This is a genomic window from Sporosarcina sp. P20a, assembly GCF_002743175.1.
Lineage (GTDB): Bacteria > Bacillota > Bacilli > Bacillales_A > Planococcaceae > Sporosarcina.
Genome location: NZ_PDYT01000002.1, coordinates 126,121 through 148,397 on the forward strand (window position 1 = coordinate 126,121; position 22,277 = coordinate 148,397).

24 protein-coding genes, 1 pseudogene and 1 riboswitch are annotated in these 22,277 nt (G+C 39.3%); of the genes and pseudogenes, 4 read left to right on the plus strand and 21 right to left on the minus strand.

From position 1 onward, the window contains the following. Positions 1-6 precede the first annotated feature (6 nt). The 3 genes from CSV72_RS04015 to CSV72_RS04025 all read right to left on the minus strand — a co-directional run bounded on the left by CSV72_RS04015 (position 7) and on the right by CSV72_RS04025 (position 5,359). Positions 7-3,210, minus strand: coding sequence for an S-layer homology domain-containing protein (locus CSV72_RS04015; RefSeq protein WP_099677242.1), 3,204 nt, complete (start codon positions 3,208-3,210; stop codon positions 7-9). Between the two features lie 186 nt (positions 3,211-3,396). Next, positions 3,397-3,592: riboswitch (cobalamin riboswitch) on the minus strand. Positions 3,593-3,720: 128 nt separating this feature from the next. After that, positions 3,721-4,977 carry a hypothetical protein gene (locus tag CSV72_RS04020; RefSeq protein WP_099677243.1) on the minus strand — a complete coding sequence of 419 codons (1,257 nt, stop codon included), beginning with the start codon at positions 4,975-4,977 and terminating at the stop codon, positions 3,721-3,723. A gap of 94 nt (positions 4,978-5,071) precedes the next feature. After that, positions 5,072-5,359, minus strand: a complete 288-nt coding sequence (locus CSV72_RS04025; protein ID WP_099677244.1) for a 3-isopropylmalate dehydrogenase — start codon at positions 5,357-5,359, stop codon at positions 5,072-5,074. Between the two features lie 271 nt (positions 5,360-5,630). Between CSV72_RS04025 and CSV72_RS04030 the strand changes: the two genes are divergently transcribed. Further along, the gene (locus CSV72_RS04030) at positions 5,631-6,050 is read left to right on the plus strand and encodes a hypothetical protein (RefSeq protein WP_099677245.1); all 420 of its coding nucleotides are present in this window, start codon (positions 5,631-5,633) and stop codon (positions 6,048-6,050) included. Positions 6,051-6,163: 113 nt separating this feature from the next. Here CSV72_RS04030 and CSV72_RS04035 read toward each other — a convergent pair whose 3' ends face one another. Continuing rightward, a complete protein-coding gene (locus tag CSV72_RS04035) occupies positions 6,164-6,424 on the minus strand; it encodes a hypothetical protein (protein ID WP_099677246.1) in 261 nt (86 codons plus the stop codon). Positions 6,425-7,284: 860 nt separating this feature from the next. Here CSV72_RS04035 and CSV72_RS16845 point away from each other — a divergent pair. Beyond that, on the plus strand, positions 7,285-7,440 hold the full coding sequence (locus CSV72_RS16845; protein WP_199170051.1) for a hypothetical protein: 156 nt from the start codon (positions 7,285-7,287) through the stop codon (positions 7,438-7,440). Positions 7,441-7,964: 524 nt separating this feature from the next. Here the strand turns inward: CSV72_RS16845 and CSV72_RS16680 are convergent. Next, positions 7,965-8,144, minus strand: a complete 180-nt coding sequence (locus CSV72_RS16680; RefSeq protein ID WP_158232145.1) for a hypothetical protein — start codon at positions 8,142-8,144, stop codon at positions 7,965-7,967. 355 nt (positions 8,145-8,499) lie between these two features. On the opposite strand from CSV72_RS16680, the gene CSV72_RS04040 reads away from it, so the two are divergent. Then, entirely contained in the window at positions 8,500-8,922 is a 423-nt protein-coding gene (locus CSV72_RS04040; protein WP_099677247.1) for a DUF1259 domain-containing protein, read from the plus strand. A 430-nt stretch (positions 8,923-9,352) separates the two neighbouring features. Here CSV72_RS04040 and deoC read toward each other — a convergent pair whose 3' ends face one another. The 9 genes and pseudogenes from deoC to CSV72_RS04085 form a co-directional block, all read right to left on the minus strand. Then, the gene (deoC, locus tag CSV72_RS04045) at positions 9,353-10,015 is read right to left on the minus strand and encodes a deoxyribose-phosphate aldolase (protein ID WP_099677248.1); all 663 of its coding nucleotides are present in this window, start codon (positions 10,013-10,015) and stop codon (positions 9,353-9,355) included. 19 nt (positions 10,016-10,034) lie between these two features. Further along, complete coding sequence (locus CSV72_RS04050; RefSeq protein WP_099677249.1) at positions 10,035-11,339, minus strand: pyrimidine-nucleoside phosphorylase; 1,305 nt, start codon at positions 11,337-11,339, stop codon at positions 10,035-10,037. Positions 11,340-11,381: 42 nt separating this feature from the next. Continuing rightward, a complete protein-coding gene (locus tag CSV72_RS04055; protein WP_085426340.1) occupies positions 11,382-12,563 on the minus strand; it encodes a NupC/NupG family nucleoside CNT transporter in 1,182 nt (393 codons plus the stop codon). 196 nt (positions 12,564-12,759) lie between these two features. Beyond that, entirely contained in the window at positions 12,760-13,701 is a 942-nt protein-coding gene (locus CSV72_RS04060; RefSeq protein ID WP_099677250.1) for a DNA-binding transcriptional repressor DeoR, read from the minus strand. 179 nt (positions 13,702-13,880) lie between these two features. Further along, the gene (locus CSV72_RS04065; protein ID WP_099677251.1) at positions 13,881-14,222 is read right to left on the minus strand and encodes a hypothetical protein; all 342 of its coding nucleotides are present in this window, start codon (positions 14,220-14,222) and stop codon (positions 13,881-13,883) included. A gap of 29 nt (positions 14,223-14,251) precedes the next feature. Continuing rightward, positions 14,252-14,686, minus strand: coding sequence for an SMI1/KNR4 family protein (locus tag CSV72_RS04070; RefSeq protein ID WP_099677252.1), 435 nt, complete (start codon positions 14,684-14,686; stop codon positions 14,252-14,254). Between the two features lie 52 nt (positions 14,687-14,738). Further along, positions 14,739-15,386, minus strand: a pseudogene (locus tag CSV72_RS04075) (HAD hydrolase-like protein); the annotation flags it as partial. Positions 15,387-15,495: 109 nt separating this feature from the next. Next, on the minus strand, positions 15,496-15,783 hold the full coding sequence (locus tag CSV72_RS04080) for a MafI2 family immunity protein (protein ID WP_099677253.1): 288 nt from the start codon (positions 15,781-15,783) through the stop codon (positions 15,496-15,498). A gap of 271 nt (positions 15,784-16,054) precedes the next feature. Next, positions 16,055-16,315 (minus strand): hypothetical protein, encoded by a 261-nt coding sequence (locus CSV72_RS04085; RefSeq protein WP_099677254.1) that lies wholly within the window; start codon positions 16,313-16,315, stop codon positions 16,055-16,057. Positions 16,316-16,415: 100 nt separating this feature from the next. On the opposite strand from CSV72_RS04085, the gene CSV72_RS04090 reads away from it, so the two are divergent. Beyond that, positions 16,416-17,432, plus strand: coding sequence for a DUF1646 family protein (locus CSV72_RS04090; protein ID WP_099677255.1), 1,017 nt, complete (start codon positions 16,416-16,418; stop codon positions 17,430-17,432). A 32-nt stretch (positions 17,433-17,464) separates the two neighbouring features. Here CSV72_RS04090 and CSV72_RS04095 read toward each other — a convergent pair whose 3' ends face one another. The 7 genes from CSV72_RS04095 to CSV72_RS04125 form a co-directional block, all read right to left on the minus strand. Then, complete coding sequence (locus CSV72_RS04095) at positions 17,465-17,902, minus strand: hypothetical protein (protein ID WP_099677256.1); 438 nt, start codon at positions 17,900-17,902, stop codon at positions 17,465-17,467. Between the two features lie 77 nt (positions 17,903-17,979). Then, positions 17,980-18,636 (minus strand): hypothetical protein, encoded by a 657-nt coding sequence (locus CSV72_RS04100; RefSeq protein ID WP_099677257.1) that lies wholly within the window; start codon positions 18,634-18,636, stop codon positions 17,980-17,982. 234 nt (positions 18,637-18,870) lie between these two features. Further along, the gene (locus tag CSV72_RS04105) at positions 18,871-19,089 is read right to left on the minus strand and encodes a hypothetical protein (protein WP_099677258.1); all 219 of its coding nucleotides are present in this window, start codon (positions 19,087-19,089) and stop codon (positions 18,871-18,873) included. A gap of 19 nt (positions 19,090-19,108) precedes the next feature. Further along, entirely contained in the window at positions 19,109-19,579 is a 471-nt protein-coding gene (locus CSV72_RS04110; protein ID WP_099677259.1) for a GNAT family N-acetyltransferase, read from the minus strand. Positions 19,580-19,606: 27 nt separating this feature from the next. Continuing rightward, complete coding sequence (locus CSV72_RS04115) at positions 19,607-20,029, minus strand: hypothetical protein (RefSeq protein WP_099677260.1); 423 nt, start codon at positions 20,027-20,029, stop codon at positions 19,607-19,609. Positions 20,030-20,445: 416 nt separating this feature from the next. Beyond that, positions 20,446-21,456: a proline dehydrogenase family protein gene (locus tag CSV72_RS04120; protein ID WP_099677261.1), complete on the minus strand. Its 1,011-nt coding sequence runs from the start codon at positions 21,454-21,456 to the stop codon at positions 20,446-20,448. An 88-nt stretch (positions 21,457-21,544) separates the two neighbouring features. Next, positions 21,545-22,162 carry a DUF3298 and DUF4163 domain-containing protein gene (locus tag CSV72_RS04125; RefSeq protein ID WP_099634492.1) on the minus strand — a complete coding sequence of 206 codons (618 nt, stop codon included), beginning with the start codon at positions 22,160-22,162 and terminating at the stop codon, positions 21,545-21,547. Positions 22,163-22,277 lie beyond the last annotated feature (115 nt).

Sequence of the window (22,277 nt, forward strand, 5' to 3'; positions counted from 1 at the left end):
TCACTCCTACATCATTTCCGATACGCCTAATGTGCGTTTCAGTATTTTAGCCATCTGTGATCTCGTTAGGTTGGAAGCAGGCATGAATTCTCTTGATAGATTACCTGTCATGATATCCAAACTATTCAATAAACCTGCATCTGGCAGCGCTTCTTTAGAAATTTTATGAACGTCTTTATAATTGGTGTTTGGCTTAACTGAGCCGATATCCGCTTCTGTATAGCGCAAAATTCGTGCCATCATCATCGCAGCTTGTTGTCTCGTCAGTTTACCTCCCGGATTATAGGTAGTCGGAGATGTACCATTTGTGATCCCCGCTTCATATAATGCTTGCACAGCGCCTTCCGCTTCTTTACCGCGCATATCCTTAAATGGAGAGGGTTTTGAGCTTGGTGTTAATCCCAATGCGCGTGAAATCATTAGCGCAAATTGACTGCGTGTAATTTGAGCGCGTGGGTCATAGATACCGCCTGGCTTTCCTTTGATTACTTGACGATTGGCTAAGTACAGAATCTCATCTTTATTAGAAATTTTATCGATATCTACAAATTCCACGTCTGGGTTAGCAAAATTATACGTTCCCGCCTCTTTTACTTTAATCGTGACTTCCTTTGTATTTGAAATATGGGATACAGCTTTCGTTCCATTGTCTTCTTTTTTCAACAAGACTTTTTTATTCAAATCCTTACCGTCGATAAAGAACCTATACGGAACTGTAACTTGTATATAACTCTTGTTCGTCTGTATGTTGCGTGTGTATCCTTTTGAATCTTTTGTTTGTAACGTAAGAGTGAATAAACCTGTATCAAAGTTATATTGTGTGATTTCCACATGGATCGCTTCAATATTTTTTTGTTGTTTAAGATGTTGCTGAAGTTCCTGTAAATCCATTTTTATTTTCACGCCACGTTCATCCGTTATTTCAAGTTTTGCAAGCTTTTGTTTGTCAGCGAATTCCAATACAGTTAGTGGGATTGCCATCTTGAAAGCACCGGCACTTTTATTGGATTTGATGCGTAATGTTTTTCCGACGATGACCATTTCATCGTACGAATCGAAATCTGTATCATCTTCTAAATCTTCTTTCTCTAACGCTTCTTTCACTAATTCATCGAGTCTCTTTTCAAGCGTGAATAATTTATCACGATTTGTGACAGTTTTCTTTTGTGCATCTGTCAATGCATCGTAATAGACTCTAGTTTTTCTTACTTCTATTGTTCCTTCTAGCGTTAATTTGTCAACGCTTGGTAACGCTTTGATTAAGCGAATGACCGTATCCACTGTCTTCTCACCTTCACCTATCGCTCCTTGATAGGCATCATCTTCTTTATTGTTTTGGCTAACGAGGATGGCCATCTTCGCTTCAAGGTTTTGCAACTGTCTAATATTCGTAATTTTAAGTCTTTGTGCCGCGGTTAATGCATTATATGCTCTTCTCGCATTGCCAACTGCTAGTTCATAATCGACAGTAAGTGGTTCGACCGCTACGAGTGAATCGATTGTTTGGATCAGGTTATCAACTTTTAGTTCATCATCATATTGCGCTAGTATTTGATTCATTCTTCCTTCTGCAACTACCAATTTATTATGATTCTTCACTTTCAGTCGATCTTCGCTTGATAGTTTTTCGTACAATGCTTTCGCTCGTAACACTTCACCTTCATGTTCCCTTGTCAGCATGTTCGCTTCAGGCAATTCTGTGATCAGATCTATGACCTTTTGAACACCTTGAACATCTCCTGTTTCACCTTCTACATCTGTTTGGGCATACAAAATAATATCGTGTTCCGGCATGACTAATTTCTCACCCGGCAAGTATCTGGATCCTGTACCATCCGCCTTTGTGTTCCAACTTTCAACATTCGCTTTTTCTGGTATAGTCAACAAGGCGTAAGGTGATAATTTTTCCACCGAGCTATCGCTCGCTCGCTTGTGGGTATATGTGACTTTGTGTGTTTTCGCTTTCATCGTTTTATATTCGCCATTTGTCATATCCCTCATGTCATAAAGCGGTTTTTCCTTTTTCAGAAAACGATCATACGCAATCAAACCGTATAAAGCCTGGTCTGTAGCCATTCCATTGACACCCGTTCCGGATCCACCACCGCCATCATATCCTGTCGTGACGTGCTTGAATCCACCTACTTCAGGAGTAGAACCTTTCGCAGCACCACTATTGGGAGCCCAAAATGTCAACAAGCCGTCAATCATATTATTTGACCAAACTCCATCTTGCATGGCGCCTTCTGTAATAAAGTTTGCAATTTTACCAATTCTAGGTAAGTTGATATTGGACGACATCGGATCCATATTTAATGCAGTTAACGCTACAATAACTTGTGTAGTACTTTCAGAATTCAGCGCTCCTACACTATGGTATCCACCGTTCGGTTTTTGGATTTGAGATAGCACAAAAATGGCTCTTTCTACAGATTTCGCAAATTCGTTATACGTTGCCGTTGCTCCTGTTTTTTTATACAAAGTTTCGTCTAAATAATAGGGTGCTAAAGCTTGAAGTGCCATTCCTGTAATATCTGGATCAGGGTTTTTTCCTGTTAGAGCCCAACCACCATTAGATTCATTTATTTCCAAATTCAAAATATGATCAATCATTTTTCCAAAAGTATTTGCATCCTCATTTTGAGGATCTGCTGGTAATAATGGATATCTACCTGTATTCAGAGCGATAATTTCCCAAATAGGACCATTGATTCCTTGTCTATAGGAGAATTTATGTGATTTAGAAAGCTCTTCAATAAAGTCATACCCCGCTACGTTTTTAATGTCATAGCCAAGTGAGGATAATGCTAAAATCAATCTCGACCATTCTGTAGATTTTGCTCGGTGAAGATTCCCTTTTTTGTCTGTGACATATCCTTCGATACGCGTTAGATAATCTTCAAAATAGTTATTAGGAATATAATTGATATAATCATATCCTGTATATTTCCCGCGGAGTAAATCCATAACAGACCACTCACCTGAACTTGTACCCATAGCCGGCTCTGGTACCGTTTCTAATATGTACCGAGCAGAAGCATTGATATAGAAGCCAATAGGTGGCTTTTCATCCTCCCAAAATCTTGCTTCAAGGCTTTCATAATCAGTTTTCGGATCAAATGCGGCGGCTAGTGACTGTAGTGGCATCATAGAAAGTACCATCACAAACGACAGCAACATCAACGATATCGCTTTTACAATACGTTTCATTTTATTCTCCTTTTAGTTTTATTTTTTGTTTGAATTTTTTATTTATTCCTCGTTCGATTCCCCTCCTTACTATTTTTTTACATAAAAAAGTCCCCATCTCCGAAAAAGAGAGATGGGAACCATGTATGTTCAATAAATATACTACGCCAATTGAATGATACACAATTCACCCTTTACCGGAAGGTGTCATGTTTACATACTTTGGCAAGTCTCCTGACTTATGGGGATATATCGTACCTTCTGCCTTCCCAGTTTTTTAACCAGTGGCTAATTATTTAGAAGTTACTTCCCATTTTACAGTGGCCGGACCGTTCAGGATTTGCACCTGATTCCTTTTTAATCTTTGCAATTTAGGCAAAGTACCAAAATATTCTATATAACTGCTACTAAGCATATAGGTTTTGCGGTGTAAAATCAATAGACAGTATAACTAGATTGAAGCTCTGTTTTAGTGAGATTTACCAATAAGAAATTGCTTTGCACTTTCACATTTAGAGAGACATTACTTTCTTAACTCCGTTTCTCTTGTTTTAGCAATCTTCTTCCTAGTGCTCTATTGTAATTAAAAATTCCCGTTGTGACGGCAGCGCGAATATTTGTTGTTTCAACTACTTGTTTACAAGAATTGCACAACGTCACTATATTATTTAATTGGTGTAGTCCCCCATATTTTTGAGGTATTCTAAAGTGAGCATGAATATCTGTGTTACTTGTACAGATCACACATACCCCAGCATCTCGAGCTATTATTTCCGATTTTATAGAATTAGCTAATTGGTCGTTCGCTAAAGTATTAAAACGTGCCAAACCTTCTGCCTCTTCAATTTGATCCAATAAATCAAGGTATGGCAACATGACCATTTCCACTGCAAATGTAATATGAGCTTCTACTTCGTCAAGGCTATGAATCGGTTCATCATCTATCTCATTTTCATTCTTATTGTCAAAGATGATACGTGAAAGATCTGAGGCAAAGCTCATCAGTTGTTCGCGTGCAACTTTACCTTGTGTTGAAATAAGTCTATTAGCCTCAGTATATATTTGCTGTAGTGAACCGGTTTCCCAATCACTGTATTGCTGCTTCATATAGTCAGGCACGTATTTTCTCCATAACTCGTCTCTTTTTTTCGAACCTTTTAAAAACCTTCTTACACTTTTCACCAGTTCATCTATTGGATAGTCATTCAGTAGGCGTTCACAATCGATTTCTTGAATTAGTCGCTCTTCTTCATTGGTCGTTGAATCAAAGTCAGATGCCAATCTCAAAATCATATCTATCAATTCATATTTCGCAAACACAATGTGAATTTCAGCAGTACTCTTTAAGTGTAAATCCGCATGAACTAGTGTTGCTTGGTTCGAATCTATATAGTTTATTAAACGGAATATATACTCGACCAACTCGTTCTTAGGACTAGTATGCAAACATTCCCTACAAATTTCGATATTGTATGTAAACTCCTGGGGCTCTCGTTTCAAATTACAACGAATACAAGGATGTTCGATGACCTTATGGACAAATCCCCGCTCTACAAAAAACTCCGTTGTTTGTGGCAATTCAATTTGCAGAATCATTTCGATTAATTCATCTCGTGTATAAAGATCATACAGTTCGGCTGAAGTTCTATTTTTGAGCCGTAATAATAGGAAAGAACTTCTATTATCATATGAAGCTTCACTCACTTTTCTATTCAATACATCTGCTATATCTTGAGTATCCAATGGTATTAATTTATTCAGAAACTGTTCTGCTATTCGACGAGTCATTTATTTACACCCCACTATTTTAGTAGTTGTTCTTCATATATGCACTGGTTTTCATCTAAATGGCTAGCTTAATAGTACATTTCAAGTATTAAAATTACCAAGCCGTTAATTTTCTTTTGACAGTTGCTAAAATGGCAATTGAAAAAACGATGACGCTATTTATTAATAGATAGTATGCTATCTGCATGCCGTAAAATATCGCAAAGGCATCACGAATAACAAAAAGCGCTATTGCGCCACCGATTGCCCCTAAAAAAACTGCTGATAGTAATACGGTAAAAGCTGCATAGTATAGGCTTTTCTTTTTCTTGTAATATATATAACCAATAAGATTTACAACGACAATAAAAACGCCCATAAGTATTAAGAAAAAACCACTCATCTAGCTCCCCCTCGTAGAAATCCATCTACCCCTTTAAACTAAAATCATTTGACCTTTTCGTCATAACACTTTGCAATTAACGTCTTCAGATTATTATTTAATTTAAGTTTTACAACCAAGCTATGTTATTTTAATTGAATAACAAAAAATAAAGTTATTATAAAAATATATCTTGATTCATTTTTTATGATCTTTATAGTATCATTTTTCATGTGTCACACGATCGTTAGTTCACTTCACAGAAATTTTTATATTGAAAGGATACGTGACTATGGAATATACACTAAAAGATGAAAGTTTTGATTTTAGCGAAACAGAAGTAACACATGAAGTATTTAAAATTGGAGAGCCAGAAGATGGCCTTTTCGAAATTGAATTCAAATTAACCTTCTCTTACGGATTCTTGAATTACTCACATAACTTTGTTTGGCTCAATCAAGATATCGAAACATTACTTGAACAGTTGAAGAAAATGGATGAAAAGAATAATGGAACTTTAAGTGTGCTTTCACCAGGGGTTTCTTTCTCTTATTTACAAGACCCTCATGATGAAAACTTTTATGAGTTCACGGTTTTCATGGATACTGGCTATATTAATTCGTATATGGGAACTGAATCAAAACTCGGAATCACTCTATCCGCTACCCGGGAAGATATTGAAAATTGGGTTGCGTCTTTTCTAAAAAACTAAAAGACAAAACTGCCCATATTAATATGAAGATTTTATACTTTGTTTATGGTCAATAATTGCCCTTCCGCTAATAGGAGTTGCTTAGGATCAATAATATCATGTAGTAATATACTTTATTTATTTTGTATCGATAATTCAGTTGGATTAATTACGTGTGCTATCTGAACGGTGCATACATCATAAGGTGCAGTATTATTATGGATATATTGAAGTAACTCACGCAATTCCCAATGTTTTTCTACACCATTTATAATTTCTCGTTGAATAGGATAATCAAAACCGGGAATGAGCCACTCTTCCGTCTCTACAAATTGTAGAGATGCATTACCATCTTCCAACTTTTTATCCGAGGCAATATAATAATAATTTGTCATTTTATCACTTCTTTCTATCATCATCTGCTATTTCCAACATGTTCTTTTTTTGAATCTGTTGGAAATCTTCCTTTTGCAATTCAACGTAATCCCCCATGTATCCTACTAATATATATTCGAATGAATGTTTTCATTGACCTTCCCCATTTCCTTGCCTTTGTCATCTTGGGTTTTACACAATCAAGATGAATCAATTGCAAGCAACATCGCCTTCTAATTGATTGGAAAGTAATGGTGTATTTTGTTTCAGTATATAATAACTTCTAATAGTATGGAGATATATTCCAACCGTTGATATAATTTGACTTATCTGAATTACCTTTCATTCTTACTAGTCTTCTTTTAGATAGCAATTCCTTTAGTAAAAGTTTCGTGTTCTATATATGTTGTTTTTCTTAATTTAAAGGAGGTATATTACGGGTGTAAAACTCCCCTAAGAAATCAGATGTAATTTTGATAGTAAAGGGTTAGTAAGAATGAAAAATCAATCATTTCGTTTTTTATGGAATGGCCAATCAATGGCTAATTTAGGTGATGTTTTTTATATTGTCGGGATTATTTCTTTATTATACACACTTAGATCGGTTTCAAATCCATGTACATAATAAATGAAAAATAGGTGATCATATTTATGTATTCAATTAAAAGATTGCAGTACCTAGATGCTTTCACTACTATTACACACCGGTATAAAGGGGGGCAATAAACTTGAAAGTCAGACCATCTGTCAAACCAATTTGCGAAAATCTTAAACATAAACAAAGTCAAGGTTAGTACACGATGCTCTATACCAGTCTTAAAGAGTTTAGGGAACGTAAATAGATGCCTATCCGAAATAGAACTTAAAAGGAGGTTATTAAATGGATAAGAAAAAATTTACGGTAGCTGGAACGAATATAGACGAAGTAAAAAAACTTAATGCAGAATCTGGTCTATCCTATAATGAAATTAATGAAGTTCTTACCAAAGAAATTGAACAGAGAAAAAGATTAAATGCTGCTGAGCATAAAAAGTAATTGGCAATATAAAACTTTCCGATTTCTAAATCGTAATTGGTTTCTCTTGATAATATATCCCCCTGATAGCTGTGTTCGTTTATGCAGTTATCAAGTGCTTTTCCACCGTTTTTCTCACTATATTTAACTGCTACAAAAATCAAAGTAACACCGGGATAATAACAATATAACTAATAAAAGTTTTTTCATACGACCATCCTCTTCCTGCCCATTAACCTATTAAGAACTCTTGACCTGTAACGAACGAAGCCAATAGAGACGCTGCAAAAGCAAAGCCCCATGTGCAAATATATAATGTAGAATCCTTAGCAACAGATCCCCCTTCTCATTCACCAAATTAATATCCTTTAGAGGCACTAACCTTCTGCCGTTAATGCCTCTTTTAGCTGAATTCAATCAAGAGATTTTACCATCGCTGTTACAATTCTATTTTGATATTTCCTGTGATATCTCATTTTCGACATTTTTTCGAGGTTAAAAGTCCCAATAATATGACGCACCTTGGAATTATTGAAAATCAATTCTCAATATCTATTGCATGCCAGGTATTCTTGGAACCACTCTTCTTGCTTTAAATAAGCAATATTTTTTTCGATTTCATCTTCTGTAACCTCTTTTAAAAAAGAGAAAATGACTACACTAATATTGCTAATGAATTCAATTATGGATTGCATATAACAGCCTCCATTTATTAATCCGGCCATATTGCTGAGCCGGCGCGAATCCTAGTTCAAGAATTGCCCCCAAAGATTGAACAGTAAAAATACTAAAGTAACCAATAGTAAAATCTGTCTCAACTTAATCTCCCAGTCTATTTACAATACTCACATTGCCGTTTATTCATATGTCAGACGATCTGTATTGGTAATGTTTTCAAAAATAACGTAATTCTATTGAAGTGAATGGCTCGTTATTGTTTCATAACTACACAGCCTCTTACACAAGCCGCCATTAACTGGGAAACTATTTTTAATTGAGCTACGTTAACAATTGTTCTAGACATTTACATTCGGTGGACTTTTTTTAAGTATACGCATAGGATACTCTGGGAGGGAAACCATGAATAGTAAAGTGAATTTTAATTCAATTTGCAATGATTTTGCCAACATTTTAAACGGCAAAAGCAAAACAAAGAATAAAACTTGCTCTGTATCTTTACATCGCACATTTGGTGTCATAATGATGGGAAAGGATGCTTCTTCTATTTTAGGAGTTAGTGTTGAGTTTTACGATCTAGATAACCAAGGAAATGCCTTAAATATCTCTGAAATAGCAATATTGCAAGAGGAAATTCCGGCGTATCTATACGCATTGACACAACAAGGTATTATTGTAAGTGCTATTCACAATCATTGGCTTTTTACTGACCCACCGCAAATTATGTACATTCATGCCCAGTCAGTTGAACCGCCGCTTCAGTTTGCGAAAAAAATGGCTTATGCATTTTCGCAATTAAGCAGTTTGCCGGTAGCGTCAGCATAATATCTGTAGGTATTTGATTAAAGACTTCTCATGTGATCTGAATTATTTATCTAATCCAGCACCCTCCCCCTCTAGGTGGGAGTGGCTTATTATAGACCGTTCAAAAGCATTGAGTGTTTTTTATTTGTAGACGCTAAAATTGATCCTCTTTGACAAACTTCTTTAATTCTTCTCTACCATAGTCCTTATTCGATCCACCATTTAATGATAGACGACTTCCAGTACATATACTTCCTTAAATAGTTCCTGAAGTACGGAAAGCTCTGCAATAGTAGACAAGCTAATGATTGGCGTAGTTTACGGCCTATATGAGACGTTTCAAGTCGAAGCGAGAAGTACAATGTCAATTGCTTGAGACAATCTAGGTTAGTAAGTTCCATAAAAACAGGACTGCCCTGCATATATGCAGAACAGTCCTGTAACGGAACTATTAATAATTCGAGTCTGATACTTCGCCTTTTACAATGCTTATACCCGAGCTTGCACCAATACGTGTAGCTCCTGCTTCAACTAGCGCATCGAAATCTTCTCCGCTGCGCACGCCGCCGGACGCTTTGACACCAATGTCTGGGCCAACCGTCTTCCGCATAAGAGCCACGTCTTCTACCGTCGCCCCGCCTGTTGAGAACCCAGTTGACGTCTTGACGAAATCAGCGCCCGCTTTGACGGATAGCTCGCATGCACGAACGATTTCTTCATCTGTCAGCAAGCATGTTTCGATGATAACTTTGACCAATGTACCGTTAGCTGCTTCGACTACCGCACGAATATCTGATTCGACCCATTCGTCATTTCGATCTTTCAGCGCTCCGATATTGATGACCATGTCGATTTCTCCTGCTCCGTTCGCCACTGCATCTTTAGTTTCGAATGCTTTGACTGCAGATGTAGTCGCTCCAAGAGGGAAACCGATTACCGTGCAGACCAACACATCGGTGCCTTTTAGTTGATCAGCGGCATATGAAACCCAGCCCGGGTTAATGCATACTGATTTAAATTGATAGTCTTTTGCTTCTTGTATGAGCGCCGCGACTTTGTCTTTCGTTGCGTCGGCTTTCAATAATGTATGGTCGATCATTTGTGCTTTATTCATTTATGAACCACTCCTTTAATTATTTTGTAATTTCGTCATGTATAAGTGTTACAAGCTGTACTTTAGAAGCCGAAACTCCGTAAGCATGATAGATCTTTTCTTTTACGTCTTCGATATTTTCCGTGTTGCTATGAATCGTTACGAGTGATTCGCCCACTTCTACGGAGTCCCCGATTTTCTTGTGCAGCACTAGCCCAACCGCCAAATCGATTTCGGATTCTTTTGTTGCGCGTCCTGCACCTAGAAGCATCGCAGCCGTACCGATTTCATCCGCAGTAATCTCAGAGACATATCCCGCTTCTTTCGCTGGCACGTCGATTGTATACTGGGCCGTAGGAAGCTTCGATAGATCGTCAATGACGGATGTGTCGCCGCCTTGGGATTGCAAGAACAGTTTAAATACCTCAAGCGCTTTGCCGTTTTGGATAACTTCTTCGAGCATTTTTCGTGCTTCCTCCGTAGAGTCCGCTTTTCCTGCCAAACGAACCATATGGCTGCCGAGCGTCAAGCACAGTTCGTGCAAATCTTCCGGTCCATTGCCTTGCAACGTTTCGACGGCTTCTTTGACTTCGAGAGCATTTCCGATCGCATAACCGAGCGGCTGGTTCATGTCCGAAATTACGGCCATCGTTTGACGACCGATTTTATTTCCGATTTGCACCATTTCTCCCGCCAATTCACGAGCCATGTCGATGTCTTTCATGAACGCGCCTGTTCCGACTTTTACATCCAGAACAATTGCATCCGATCCCGCCGCAATCTTCTTGCTCATGATGGAGCTTGCGATTAACGGAATGGAACTGACCGTTGCCGTGACATCACGCAGACTGTAAATCTTTTTGTCTGCGGGGGTGATATTGCCGGATTGTCCGATCACCGCAATTTTGTTCGTATTGACAAGATCGAAGAATTCCTTGTCTGTAATTTCGATATGGAAACCGGGAACGGACTCCAGTTTATCAAGTGTTCCGCCCGTATGACCCAATCCGCGGCCAGACATTTTAGCTACCGGGATACCGAGTGCAGCGACAAGTGGTGCTAGCACGAGTGTTGTCGTATCGCCAACTCCGCCTGTAGAGTGTTTATCCACCTTGACGCCTTCAATAGCAGACAAATCGACTTGGTCGCCTGACTCTACCATCGCCATTGTGAACTGCGCGGTTTCTTCCAACGTCATCCCTTGGAAATATACCGCCATTTGAAACGCCGACATTTGGTAATCTGGAATTGATCCGTCCGTATATCCATTGATGACAAATGAAATTTCTTCGTTTGTTAACACATGTCCATCTCGTTTTTTCTCAATCATATCTACCATACGCATAGCATCCACCACTCCTGTTTTTAAATTTATGTTTCATTTCTATTATAAAAATAGGCCAATGACAGTCGCTGAAAGGACTGAAGCCAATGTTGAACCCAAAAGTAATTTCAAACCATTTCTTGCCACTTCGTCTCCTTGTTTTGAACTTAACGCCTTGACAGCTCCTGTAATAATCCCAATGGAACTGAAATTCGCAAAACTAACAAGGAAGACAGATATCATACCTACTGCTTTCGTTGATAGGCCTGCCGAAATTTCCTTAAAACTCAACATGGCTACAAATTCGTTTGTGACAAGTTTGGTCGCCATAATACTTCCCGCTTGTACACTGTCTGCCCAAGGCACGCCCATTACAAAGGCAATTGGTGCAAAGATATACCCCAAAATGGTCTGGAAGGAAACGTTGAACATCATTTCAAAGAGATAGTCGATTCCGTTCATCAATGCGATGAAACCGATCAGCATGGCAGCTACAATAACCGCGACTTTAAAACCATCCATAATACTTTCGCTGATCATCTGGAAGAATGACAACTTCTTCTTCGACTCGATCGTTAGCGTATCTTCTTCTTCCGACAATTCATAAGGGTTGATGATACTTGCGACAATCAGTGCCGACATAATATTGAGCGCAATCGCCACTACGACAAACTGCGGTTCGATGATTTCCATGTATGCACCAACGATGGCAACACTGACTGCACTCATCGCGGAAGTACAAAACGTATACAAACGTCTTTTCGAAATATCATCCATTTGGTCCTTGATAGTTAAGAACACTTCGGACTGCCCGAGCACCGCAGAGGATACGGCTATATAGTTCTCCATTTTCCCCATGCCATTTAACTTACTCAGAACGATTCCCACGTATTTAATGATGAACGGTAAGATTTTGAATTGATTCAATATACCGATCAACACGGAAATGAACACGATTGGCAATAAGACGTTCAAGAAGAATACGTATTCTCCTTCATTTTCCAATCCGCCAAACACAAAATTGACACCTGTTACCCCAAGATCAACTAGCTTCGAGAATAAAGCCGAAACAAAGCCGATGGAGACTACGCCCACTTTTGTATTTAACAAAATAAATGTCAAGACAAGCTGGGTTATCAGCATGATCACAATCGGTTTATAGCGAATTTTCCTGCGGTCTACACTGACAATCAAGCCCACGATTAACACGAGCAACAATCCAGTTATATAAAATACAAAGTTCATCATACTTCCTCCCTCGCATGTTGGTTACGCTTACACTTTGCTTCTTGTACACCATTTTCCTTAGGATACCATTGCGACCTGACTTTATGTATAGTATATCACAGACTTTGAGCAGATGTGCAACGCAAGTGAAACATTGTTCATTCTGAATAAAAAAAAGAATCACACTTTTAAATAAGTGGATTCTCATGTATTACTATTGGTGGAGCAACAAAGCCTGTGCTGTGTACTGGTCGGTTATGAAGACGTTCGCATAACCACCCTGAAGTGCTCCGTGAATGGCCTCTACTTTACGGTTTCCGCCAGCAACAAGAATAGATTTTTCTTTTTGCTTCAACTCTTCCAGCCGGATCCCAATCGTTCGGTCACTGACGGTGGTCTCGCAAACTTCCCCCGTACGTTTGAAGAAGCGTGAACAAATATCGCCAATTGCTTCTTGATGGAGTTGCCGTTCTTCTTCAGTCGTCAAATAACCAAGACGGAACAGTAGCGATTCGCTGTCGACTGCACCTACCGTAAACATGGCGATATTCGCCTGTCTTCCAAGTTCAATGAGACGGTGCATATAGCGGTCCGATTCAATCACGACTTTGACTTCAGGCGTGTCGACCAAAACGGGAAGCGGCAAGTAACCAGGAACGGTATGGAAGGCTTCTGCAAATTTATAAACCGTTTCAGAATCGTATGTATTGACGTCCGACAAGCCGATGCCGCCTTTGAGCTGGATGACCTCGACTCCTTTTACATCTTTTTTCTTCAATTCTTTGGCCACCTGATACATCGTCCGGCCCCACGTCACACCAAGAATATCACCGTCTTTTACGGTTCGATACAAATAGTCCGCCGCTTCTGTGCTGATAGCTTGGATCACATCCCGCTCATCTTCCACTGCCGAGTACGCAATTTTCACTTCTTCGATTTGATATTTGTGCTGCAAGGATTTTGCTATTTGATTATTATCATGAAATGGATCGATGATGTCGATTTTCACGTAGCCATTTTTTTTCGCTTGCTGCAGGAGCCGAGAAACCGTCGGCCTTGAGACGCCTAGTTTTTTTGAAATGGCGAGCTGGGTATAATCAAATTGATAGTAAAGTTTGGCTGCCTCTATGATAAGTTGTTTTTTATCGATCTCCAACGCAAGTCCTCCTTATGTTACGACCTAATCATGAGTCCGAAACTGCTGAACTAGGCCGAGTATATCACATTCGTAAATCAGCGGAAAGCCGCTCTCACATTTCTTCCTCGCGAGGCGATTTCTTGAAGATCGTTTTACTCTTATAAGATCGACATCAGCTTCTTTAGCAATTCGTACATTTATCTTTTCACACTAGCGATAATACTTATGAAAAACATAATCCATAAAAAGGGGTTTGTTAAAGATAAACCGACTTGTGAAACGCCCCCCATTAAAGTAAAGATCATGATTAATGCAATGAAATACGCAAGTAATATAATTTGCCATAGAGGATTGAATCTTGGGACATTCTCTTTTTGAGGTCGATTCATAAAAAGGCCAATAAGAGCAATCACTAGTATGAGTACAATAAGTATTGATTTGGGTATATTTATAAAAGAAATCAACTTTGGGAAGAAATCATAAATCAGTAATAATGTGAGTGCTGTTAGTGCTATAATGCCCCAAGTTTGACGTTTCACTTCACTTCACATCACCTTTCCTAAGTTTTTTAATCAGATATTTCCCCAGTAATCCAACCTTTGAGAAACGTTTCGATCGAGGGCGCAATGGGACGTCGGCTATCATCTTCATGATCCCATACATAGATATTTTCATTCCAAGTAGTATCGTTTTCTCTCAAATACGCAAATAAATCTCCATTGCCAGCGTCGGAAAAGAATAAAAAATGGTCTACTGGCTGCATGAAATCTTGTTCCTTTTGAAGAGACCTGAGAAATAAATTTTCTCTTACTATCTGTTCGGTTGACCACACAAAAGAAATTCCGTAGTTTCCAAATACGCCATTTGTTTCGTTGTATAAAGCCACCAATTGATTAGGTAAATCCATACCTAGTTCTTTTTTAATCGATGCGATCTCTGTTTCTGTTGCGGGTGATTCGAACTGACATTCATTTGATATATTATGTAAATATTCTTCCCACATCATCTATGCACCTACTTTCTTTTTAATTTAAAGAATATGTTGAGCGAGTTAGTCATTTTTTAAATCTCGGCAATATGGTTTGTAATTCAAGTAAATCATCTATCACAATATCCGCCTGTGACAGTTCATCTTCTTTCGCGAAGTCGAAATTACAACCGATCGACACCAAATTATTGTCTTTAGCTGCAGTTATATCTGAAAGCCGGTCCCCCACTACCGCCCCACAAGTAATAGCATACTTTTCTTTAATACTTCGAACTAGTTCTGACTTATGTAAAGAGTCAACTTGTTGGATACTAAATGTTTCCGTGACCCAACTTTCCAAATTGTAATAACTAACAATTGCTTGTAAATAATCCGTTAAACCATTGCTTGCTATGTATATCGAAAAATGCTGATCTTTTAAGTAACTAAAGATCTCTTTTACATGCGGATATAAGGCGCCTTTTCCCTCTTTTATATTCTCAATTAACTTTTCCAGAAAGTACGCATCAGTTTGTTGTCTTTCCATAATGGAGTGATGGGGCAAAAGAGTTTCCCATACTTTCGGCAACGGAACACCCATAATTTCTCGGTATTGATCAATCGGTGTTGCCTCATTCCATCTTTTCAGTGAGCGTAAATGGTTAAACGTACCATCAAGTGATAATTCCAATATCTTATCCGTTTGAAATAGCGTTCCATCCATATCAAAGATTATCGATGTAGACAATTTATCCTCTCCCTTTAAACATACTCTGCTGCAAAATAACTCATTTAAATAGGCGATCAAACTGCACTCTACTTCATAAAATTAAATAATGGCTTGGTCAAGGTTCCCATCTAACAAAAGCCCACTCTTCAATAGCTTGAATATTTAGTGGCGCGGGATGGTATAGGAATTCTTCTTCTATTGTATGAATATCCGGATAGTCTGCTAAAACCTCTGTACTGGCTATACTTAATACTTCCTTCTCTTCTTCAGTTGGTTTGGCATCAAAAAATGCTTGCCATATTAACTTATTATTTTCTTCTATAACTACCCTTAATCCTTTTAGATTCTTAGGAATAGCACAGAATAATGCTCTATGTATACTAAGCGCTAGCGAATTATCCATTTTCACACTCCTAACATCTATTTTATATATCATCTTTAACTCTTCTTAATCAACTTACGGATAGAATCCATAATTAGTATTATTATACAGTTTTAAAATGGAATATACACCTCGTTCTTAAAACGTAAAAATTATAGGATCAAATAGCAAACGACGACAGTAAAGACCATGATGAACTTCAGCATCTTTGGCAATCATATACGCACCAAACAACAAAGCCCCTCATTCATGTCCATTCACGACATAAACAAGGGGCTTATTTTTGTGAAAATCACTGGTCATCTTCTTCATCACACGGCGGCTTCCTAACAATCGTCTTCCCACTCGAATACAATCCACTTGCCGACAACCCCATAATAATCCCGCCCAGTATCCCTGACTTCCAATCATGTGGAAACAAGTAGAAGATCCCGCCACCGATGCCTAATAGTAAAGAAAAGATTGGAATCAGTTTCTTCGGCAATCCATACATCTTCAAAATTTCCGTTAACCCGATAATAACGGGGATCAGTACAATATCTGAAACTTCCAATGCGTGTCCCTCCTCTTTTTCTATTCTATTCAGACTGTATGCAAGATGAATCGGCATTTTGCATACAGTGTAGAAGAAAGATTGCTGAAAGGAGATGCCCATGGTCACTGGATTGCTTATTATTTTAGGTTTGGTGTTAGTTTTGCCGTTTACGATCCCTCGCATTGAACGTAATTTGGAATTGTTTTTATTCGTCATGGGTTGTGCTGCGGCATTTGTTAGTGGGGTGTTTCAGTGGGAGTTGTGGAATAAGGCTTTACACGATCCACTGCATATTACACTCGCGGTTCTTATAGCGGGGATCGTGTTTCGCTGGATACGACACCCATTTGAGAAAGCAGTATTATCGGGTAGTCGAATCATTCCTTTTCGCCTATTCTTAGCGCTAATTATTATGGGATTGGGATTAATATCAAGTGTTATCACTGCGATCATTGCTGCGCTAGTCCTCGTAGCCATCGCATCCGTCTTGCAAATGGATCGACTATCAGAAATCCGCTTCGTGATTTTAGCTTGTTATGCAATCGGCATGGGCGCGGTGTTGACACCGATCGGAGAGCCACTATCAACGATTGCGACGAATAAACTGAATGAAGACTTCTATTACTTAATGAACTTGCTCGGGACAGATATTCTAGCCGGTGTATTCGTCTTCGGCCTTCTCGCATTCTTCATAATTCGCCCACGCAACCGCTTGCGGCACGGTTCTTCCGTACAAGCGGCAGAGTCGTACATAAGTATTTTCGGGCGCGGTGTGAAAGTGTATATATTTGTCTTGGCTTTGACGTTGCTCGGTGCGGGGTTTGAGCCATTGATTACACTGTACTTACTCGATCTTCATCCATTGACGCTTTACTGGATCAATATGATTTCAGCTGTACTCGACAACGCAACACTCGCTGCTGCGGAAATCAGTCCCGCGATGGACGAACCAACGATCCAAGCACTGTTACTTGGCTTGCTCATTAGTGGCGGGATGTTGATACCGGGAAATATTCCGAATATCATCGCGGCTGGTAAGCTCAATATTCGTAGTGGAGAATGGGCACGGGTCGGTGTACCGCTTGGATTGCTTGCGATGGTCGTCTATTTTATCATTTTACTTTACAGACAATGAAAAAAAGACCGCGTTTATGCGGTCTTTTCATGTTACTCGATTTCTTTCACCCAGACTCTATACTTTTTGTCATCAGTCTGAACCAGTTTCGTATTAGGACTCGGAGCGCTATTCTTCTTTGTGAAACCCGCTTCAAACGAAGGGGTTTTAATACTCTCCCCTATATTTTCCTCTGAAGGCATACCGATTCCCATCGCATCCGTTACCGTCCACGTATCATCTTTCTCTTTGTTCAACTTGGCGACAAATATTTCTTCCGCGCCGTCTAATATCCCTTTATAGACACTGATGACCTTATTATTATCGATTTCCAACGTGCGATACATTTTCACGACTTCCGCAAAACCTTCCTCTGTATGAAGCTGTTCGAGTGCCTCTTGTGGCGTGTTCGATGTACTGTTCTTATCTGCGGTCTGACAACCTGCGAGTACCACCGCCATAAACGTAATATAAAATAGTTTCCGAAGCATGAGATCCTCTCCTTATCTATTTTATTGAATACCCTATTGTCGGCTATATTCAATCCTCATTTAATTTTTATCTACATTTAAAAAATACGTTCTTTCTTTTCTTCAACTAATTTAAAGTGTACATCTGATGTCGATCCGCTAAAGATATGATCCTGCACATCGGAGACATCTAGTATTTCATTGAGCTCAATAAATTCTGCCTGATTTCCTTCTATTGTTATCTTATAGGGGCCTGCTATATTCATCAGCGACACCATTTTCATTTCTTCTTGGCCAAATCCAGTATCCATGAACTCCAGCTCGAATGATACGGGCTGATGGCTGTGATTTTTCAGAGTCAGCTGGCAGTCTCCATTCATCCGTTCACTGTCCTCTAACGTATCAAATGAACACTTGCCTTCCTGGTCGTAGGAAATCGCTGCAATACCACTCGCCAATGTTTCTTGATACGCCGTAACAAGATATAACGGGATCAACGCATACAGGAAGAGGACAAGTACAGCCAGCACAACATAAAATTTCTTTAATCCGTAAATCAGAAGCGCCATCGCGATAAGGAATAAAGCAGTGCCTAGTATTCCTTTCCAGACGAGCCCATCCTCATTTTGAAGAGGAAACGACATGAACGTCACGGAAGATCCGATTAACGGATTATTAGGATAGGGAAAAAACAAAATCATGCAAATGGCAAGAAGTACCACGGCGCTTATAAGTGCGGTTCTATTTTTTATCACGGTGTTTCTCCTTCTGTTTAAAATGGTTAATCTTCTTCCTTCTACTTAGTGAGTCTGTCTGCGATCGATTGAAGGATTTCATTTTTACGTTCTTGTAGTTTAAGGAATTTTAACGCAAACCAGACTGTGAAAATTAGGAATGCGATCGGAATGATGTACATGAATATGCTGAATATAGAGAGAAACGAAAAAAGTAAATTATTGCTGTGCATATGTATTTCCTCCCTTCATGACTTAGGCTGACTGCTCCTTTTTCGGAAATAGATAAGATACTAATAATATAGCGATTGCGACTCCAAATCCTATATACATCCATAGATTTAGCGTCCTTTCAGGAATCGTATATGCCACTTCCGTGATATACAGAATCAGACGAACAATCTGTGTTCCCAAGACAATGAAAAGTGCCAAGTATTGCAATACATCGCGGGTATTTTTCTTTTGTTTCTCCACTTGTATGACCTCCCACTGCTCAGGATAGCAATTTCTCCATTGACACTACGGCAATCGACGTACCATCCGTTCTATGTAGTACAGATTCTTCACACACGTGATAGCCGATTGATTGATAGAGTGAGATGTTTTTCGGCACATCCGCTCGTACTTTGCATGCTACTACTTTCTTCCCTTGTTGCGTCGCATACTCCTCTAAAAATCGCAGTATTTCTTTCGCGATGCCTTGACCTTGTCTTTCCGGCACGACAGAGAACCTAGAAAAGTAGAGGCTTTTATCTTCTAACCGAAAACGAACCATTGCGACCGGCTCCTCTTCTATATAAGCAATTAAGGCCTCTACACCACTTTGCATTTCAGCGGCGATACTTTCGACGGTCTCTTTCAACGCACTCGTCGGAGGTGTAGCGTGCTCGTATTCCTGAAACGCTCGGATCATTACGTCACGAATGACAGGAACGTCGGAAAGGTTCGCTTTGATAATGTTCATAACCGCCCTCATTTCGGTTTATGCAAATTATGAATAGACAGAGGTGAATGCTGCCATATCTCCATTCTCAAACAGCTCGATCGTTTCATACTCTTTGTCTAATTGAATTCTATAGAATTGCTGTTCTTGAAAAGTTTTCGATTCACCTCGGTCTTGATTCTTATCATACAGAATGCGCAACGTGTCTCCGTCGCTTTCTACGTCAAAGTTTGTAAAGTCCACGGCATAATCTTCCTGGCTTTCATGGGCGGTATTAAAATAAATGACCAATTTATCGTCCGACGTGTCGTAAAATAAGTACACGCCATTTTCAGCTTGCGCGTGTTCGTAGAATTTCTGATCGCCCTTACCCAAGTCCTTCATGGCGACTTCCTCGTAAGACAATGCTCGGTTCGTGTTACATCCAACCAGTACGACTGCACATAGAACGATGACCCAAAGTTTTTTCATCAACTCTCCTCCTGTCATTGGTGTAATGAAGAGTGAATAGTACTTTAACTATCTCTAACACTACTATTTTCCACGTTTTCTGTAAAGTTAGTACAAAAAAACACTGCAGGGAATGCAGTGTTTTGGAATCCAAGGAAGAGATAGTTAAAAATAGTGATCCGGGATTTGCGCTACAAAGGGGACGCTTTCTCTCCAATCCTATCGTTAGACTTTGATAATAGTAGAGACGCGACCGTGCAATGAGCGGTCAGAGGCCTTGATAGAGCGGTAATCGTCCATCACAGAGCACTTACGGTCCGCAATAGAGCGGTTGGCACTTGCCATAGAGCGGTTATGCATAAACTATGAGCGCTTAAACAAATTTATGAGCGCGTCCACCTGGAAAGTCTAGATCCACGTTGCCTCTATCCTACCGTTCATCGATACCTCACCCAACCACCATCTTTTTTCTCGTCGCTCCCACGCTTGCTTAATCGCCCAAGCACAAACGCGCCGGCGACTAAGCCAATCATAGTGTTCGTTTTCTTATTGAACACTTGCTTCACCATCAAGTTCATATTCTGCGGACGCTCCGCCAATCTGCGCATGAAGTACCCGTACCAGTCCTCGCCAAACGGTACGTATGTACAGAAATTATAGCCTTCTTTTGCTAACTGCAACTGCAAATCATGGCGGAAACCGTACAGCATCTGGAACTCGAATTGATTATATGAAATGTCATGCTCTTTCACAAACTGCTTTACATGATTAATAATGTTGTGATCATGCGTCGCAATCGACGTGAATGTTCCATGCAATAAATGTTCTTCAATGATTTTAATATAATTTTCATCGATATCTTGTTTATCGGTATACGCAACGTCCGGCGATTCTTTGTATGCACCTTTTACTAGACGAATACGTGTATCGTTATATTTCTTCGTGTCACCTAATGCACGGTGAAAATAGGCTTGAATTACGGTTCCGACATTTTCATAGCCTTTTGCTTTTAATCCGTCCAGCAAACGGAACGTCGGTTCAAGTCGTGAGTGATTTTCCATATCCAAATTCACAAACACGCCTACCTCGTTTGCACGTTTGACGATCTCTTCTACTTGTTGTTCGCAAAATGCATATTCAATGTCGAGGCCGAGCTGTGAAGGTTTGATCGAGATGTGCGCATCCACTTGATTTTCTTGGATCGCGTCCACTACAGATAAGATTTGTTCTTTCGCTTCAGTGGCCTCGCTCTTGTCGTACACAAATTCACCCAAATTATCTATCGTACATGAAATACCTGCTTGATTGAGCTCTTTGACACTATCAATCATTTCTTCGATGTTAGTTCCTGCCACAACTTGTTGGGCTCCTAATTGAAAGCCGTATTTTTGGGCAGCCTGATTCAGTAGTTGATTTTCAGATAGTCCGATAAAGAAATTTCTTAGCATAGTTTCCACCTCATTTGTATATTTCGTATATCGAAATTATAACACTATTTCGTCATGTAAGCCCATACATTTGTTTATTCAATTTGTTTTAAGTTCCTATAAACGGTAACATGCGGTCTGCCGGACTATTTGGTTTGATGATATCTTGTAGATCGAGCAATGGAATCGGGAAATAGGGGAAGCCCGCTACGTAAGGTGAGATTTCATATAGTTGGAAGTAGACAACGAGACTCGTGTCTGCAAGGTAGAAGTCTTGATCAGGCTTGATTTTTGTAAATGGTTCAAGCACGGGCGTTTTCCATTGCTGTATATGACGTCTAATATATTCCGATATTCTCTGTACATAAGGACTACCTGGCTTGAACATATCTTGCAGATTGTATTGTCTTCCCGTCTTCGTATCAAACGTCAGGGAGTTAACGTAAGTCATCCCATGCGCTCCACCGGTGAATGAGTAGACAATTAAGTTGATACTGAAGAGATCACGCTGATTATTTTTAATTTCGTACGTTGCGACCAACTCGACAAGGCTTGGGTCATGATAATTATTGTCTTCTAGCATTTTATTCATTTCCTTGAACAGTAATTGATTTAGCTTTTCTTGAACTTTTGGATCATCTAATTGTGTAATGATGGGATAATACACATCCACTTTCGGTCTTGTATTCGATATGTGATACGTTTGAATAACAGCAGGGTTTTTCATTATTTCATCCTTCCCAAGACATTTGTTTACTATATGCAAGGAATGGAGAGAAAGTTTCTCGCTTTTTATTTTGTCATATGATAGGATAAACACTGACTGATATAAGGATGTGAAG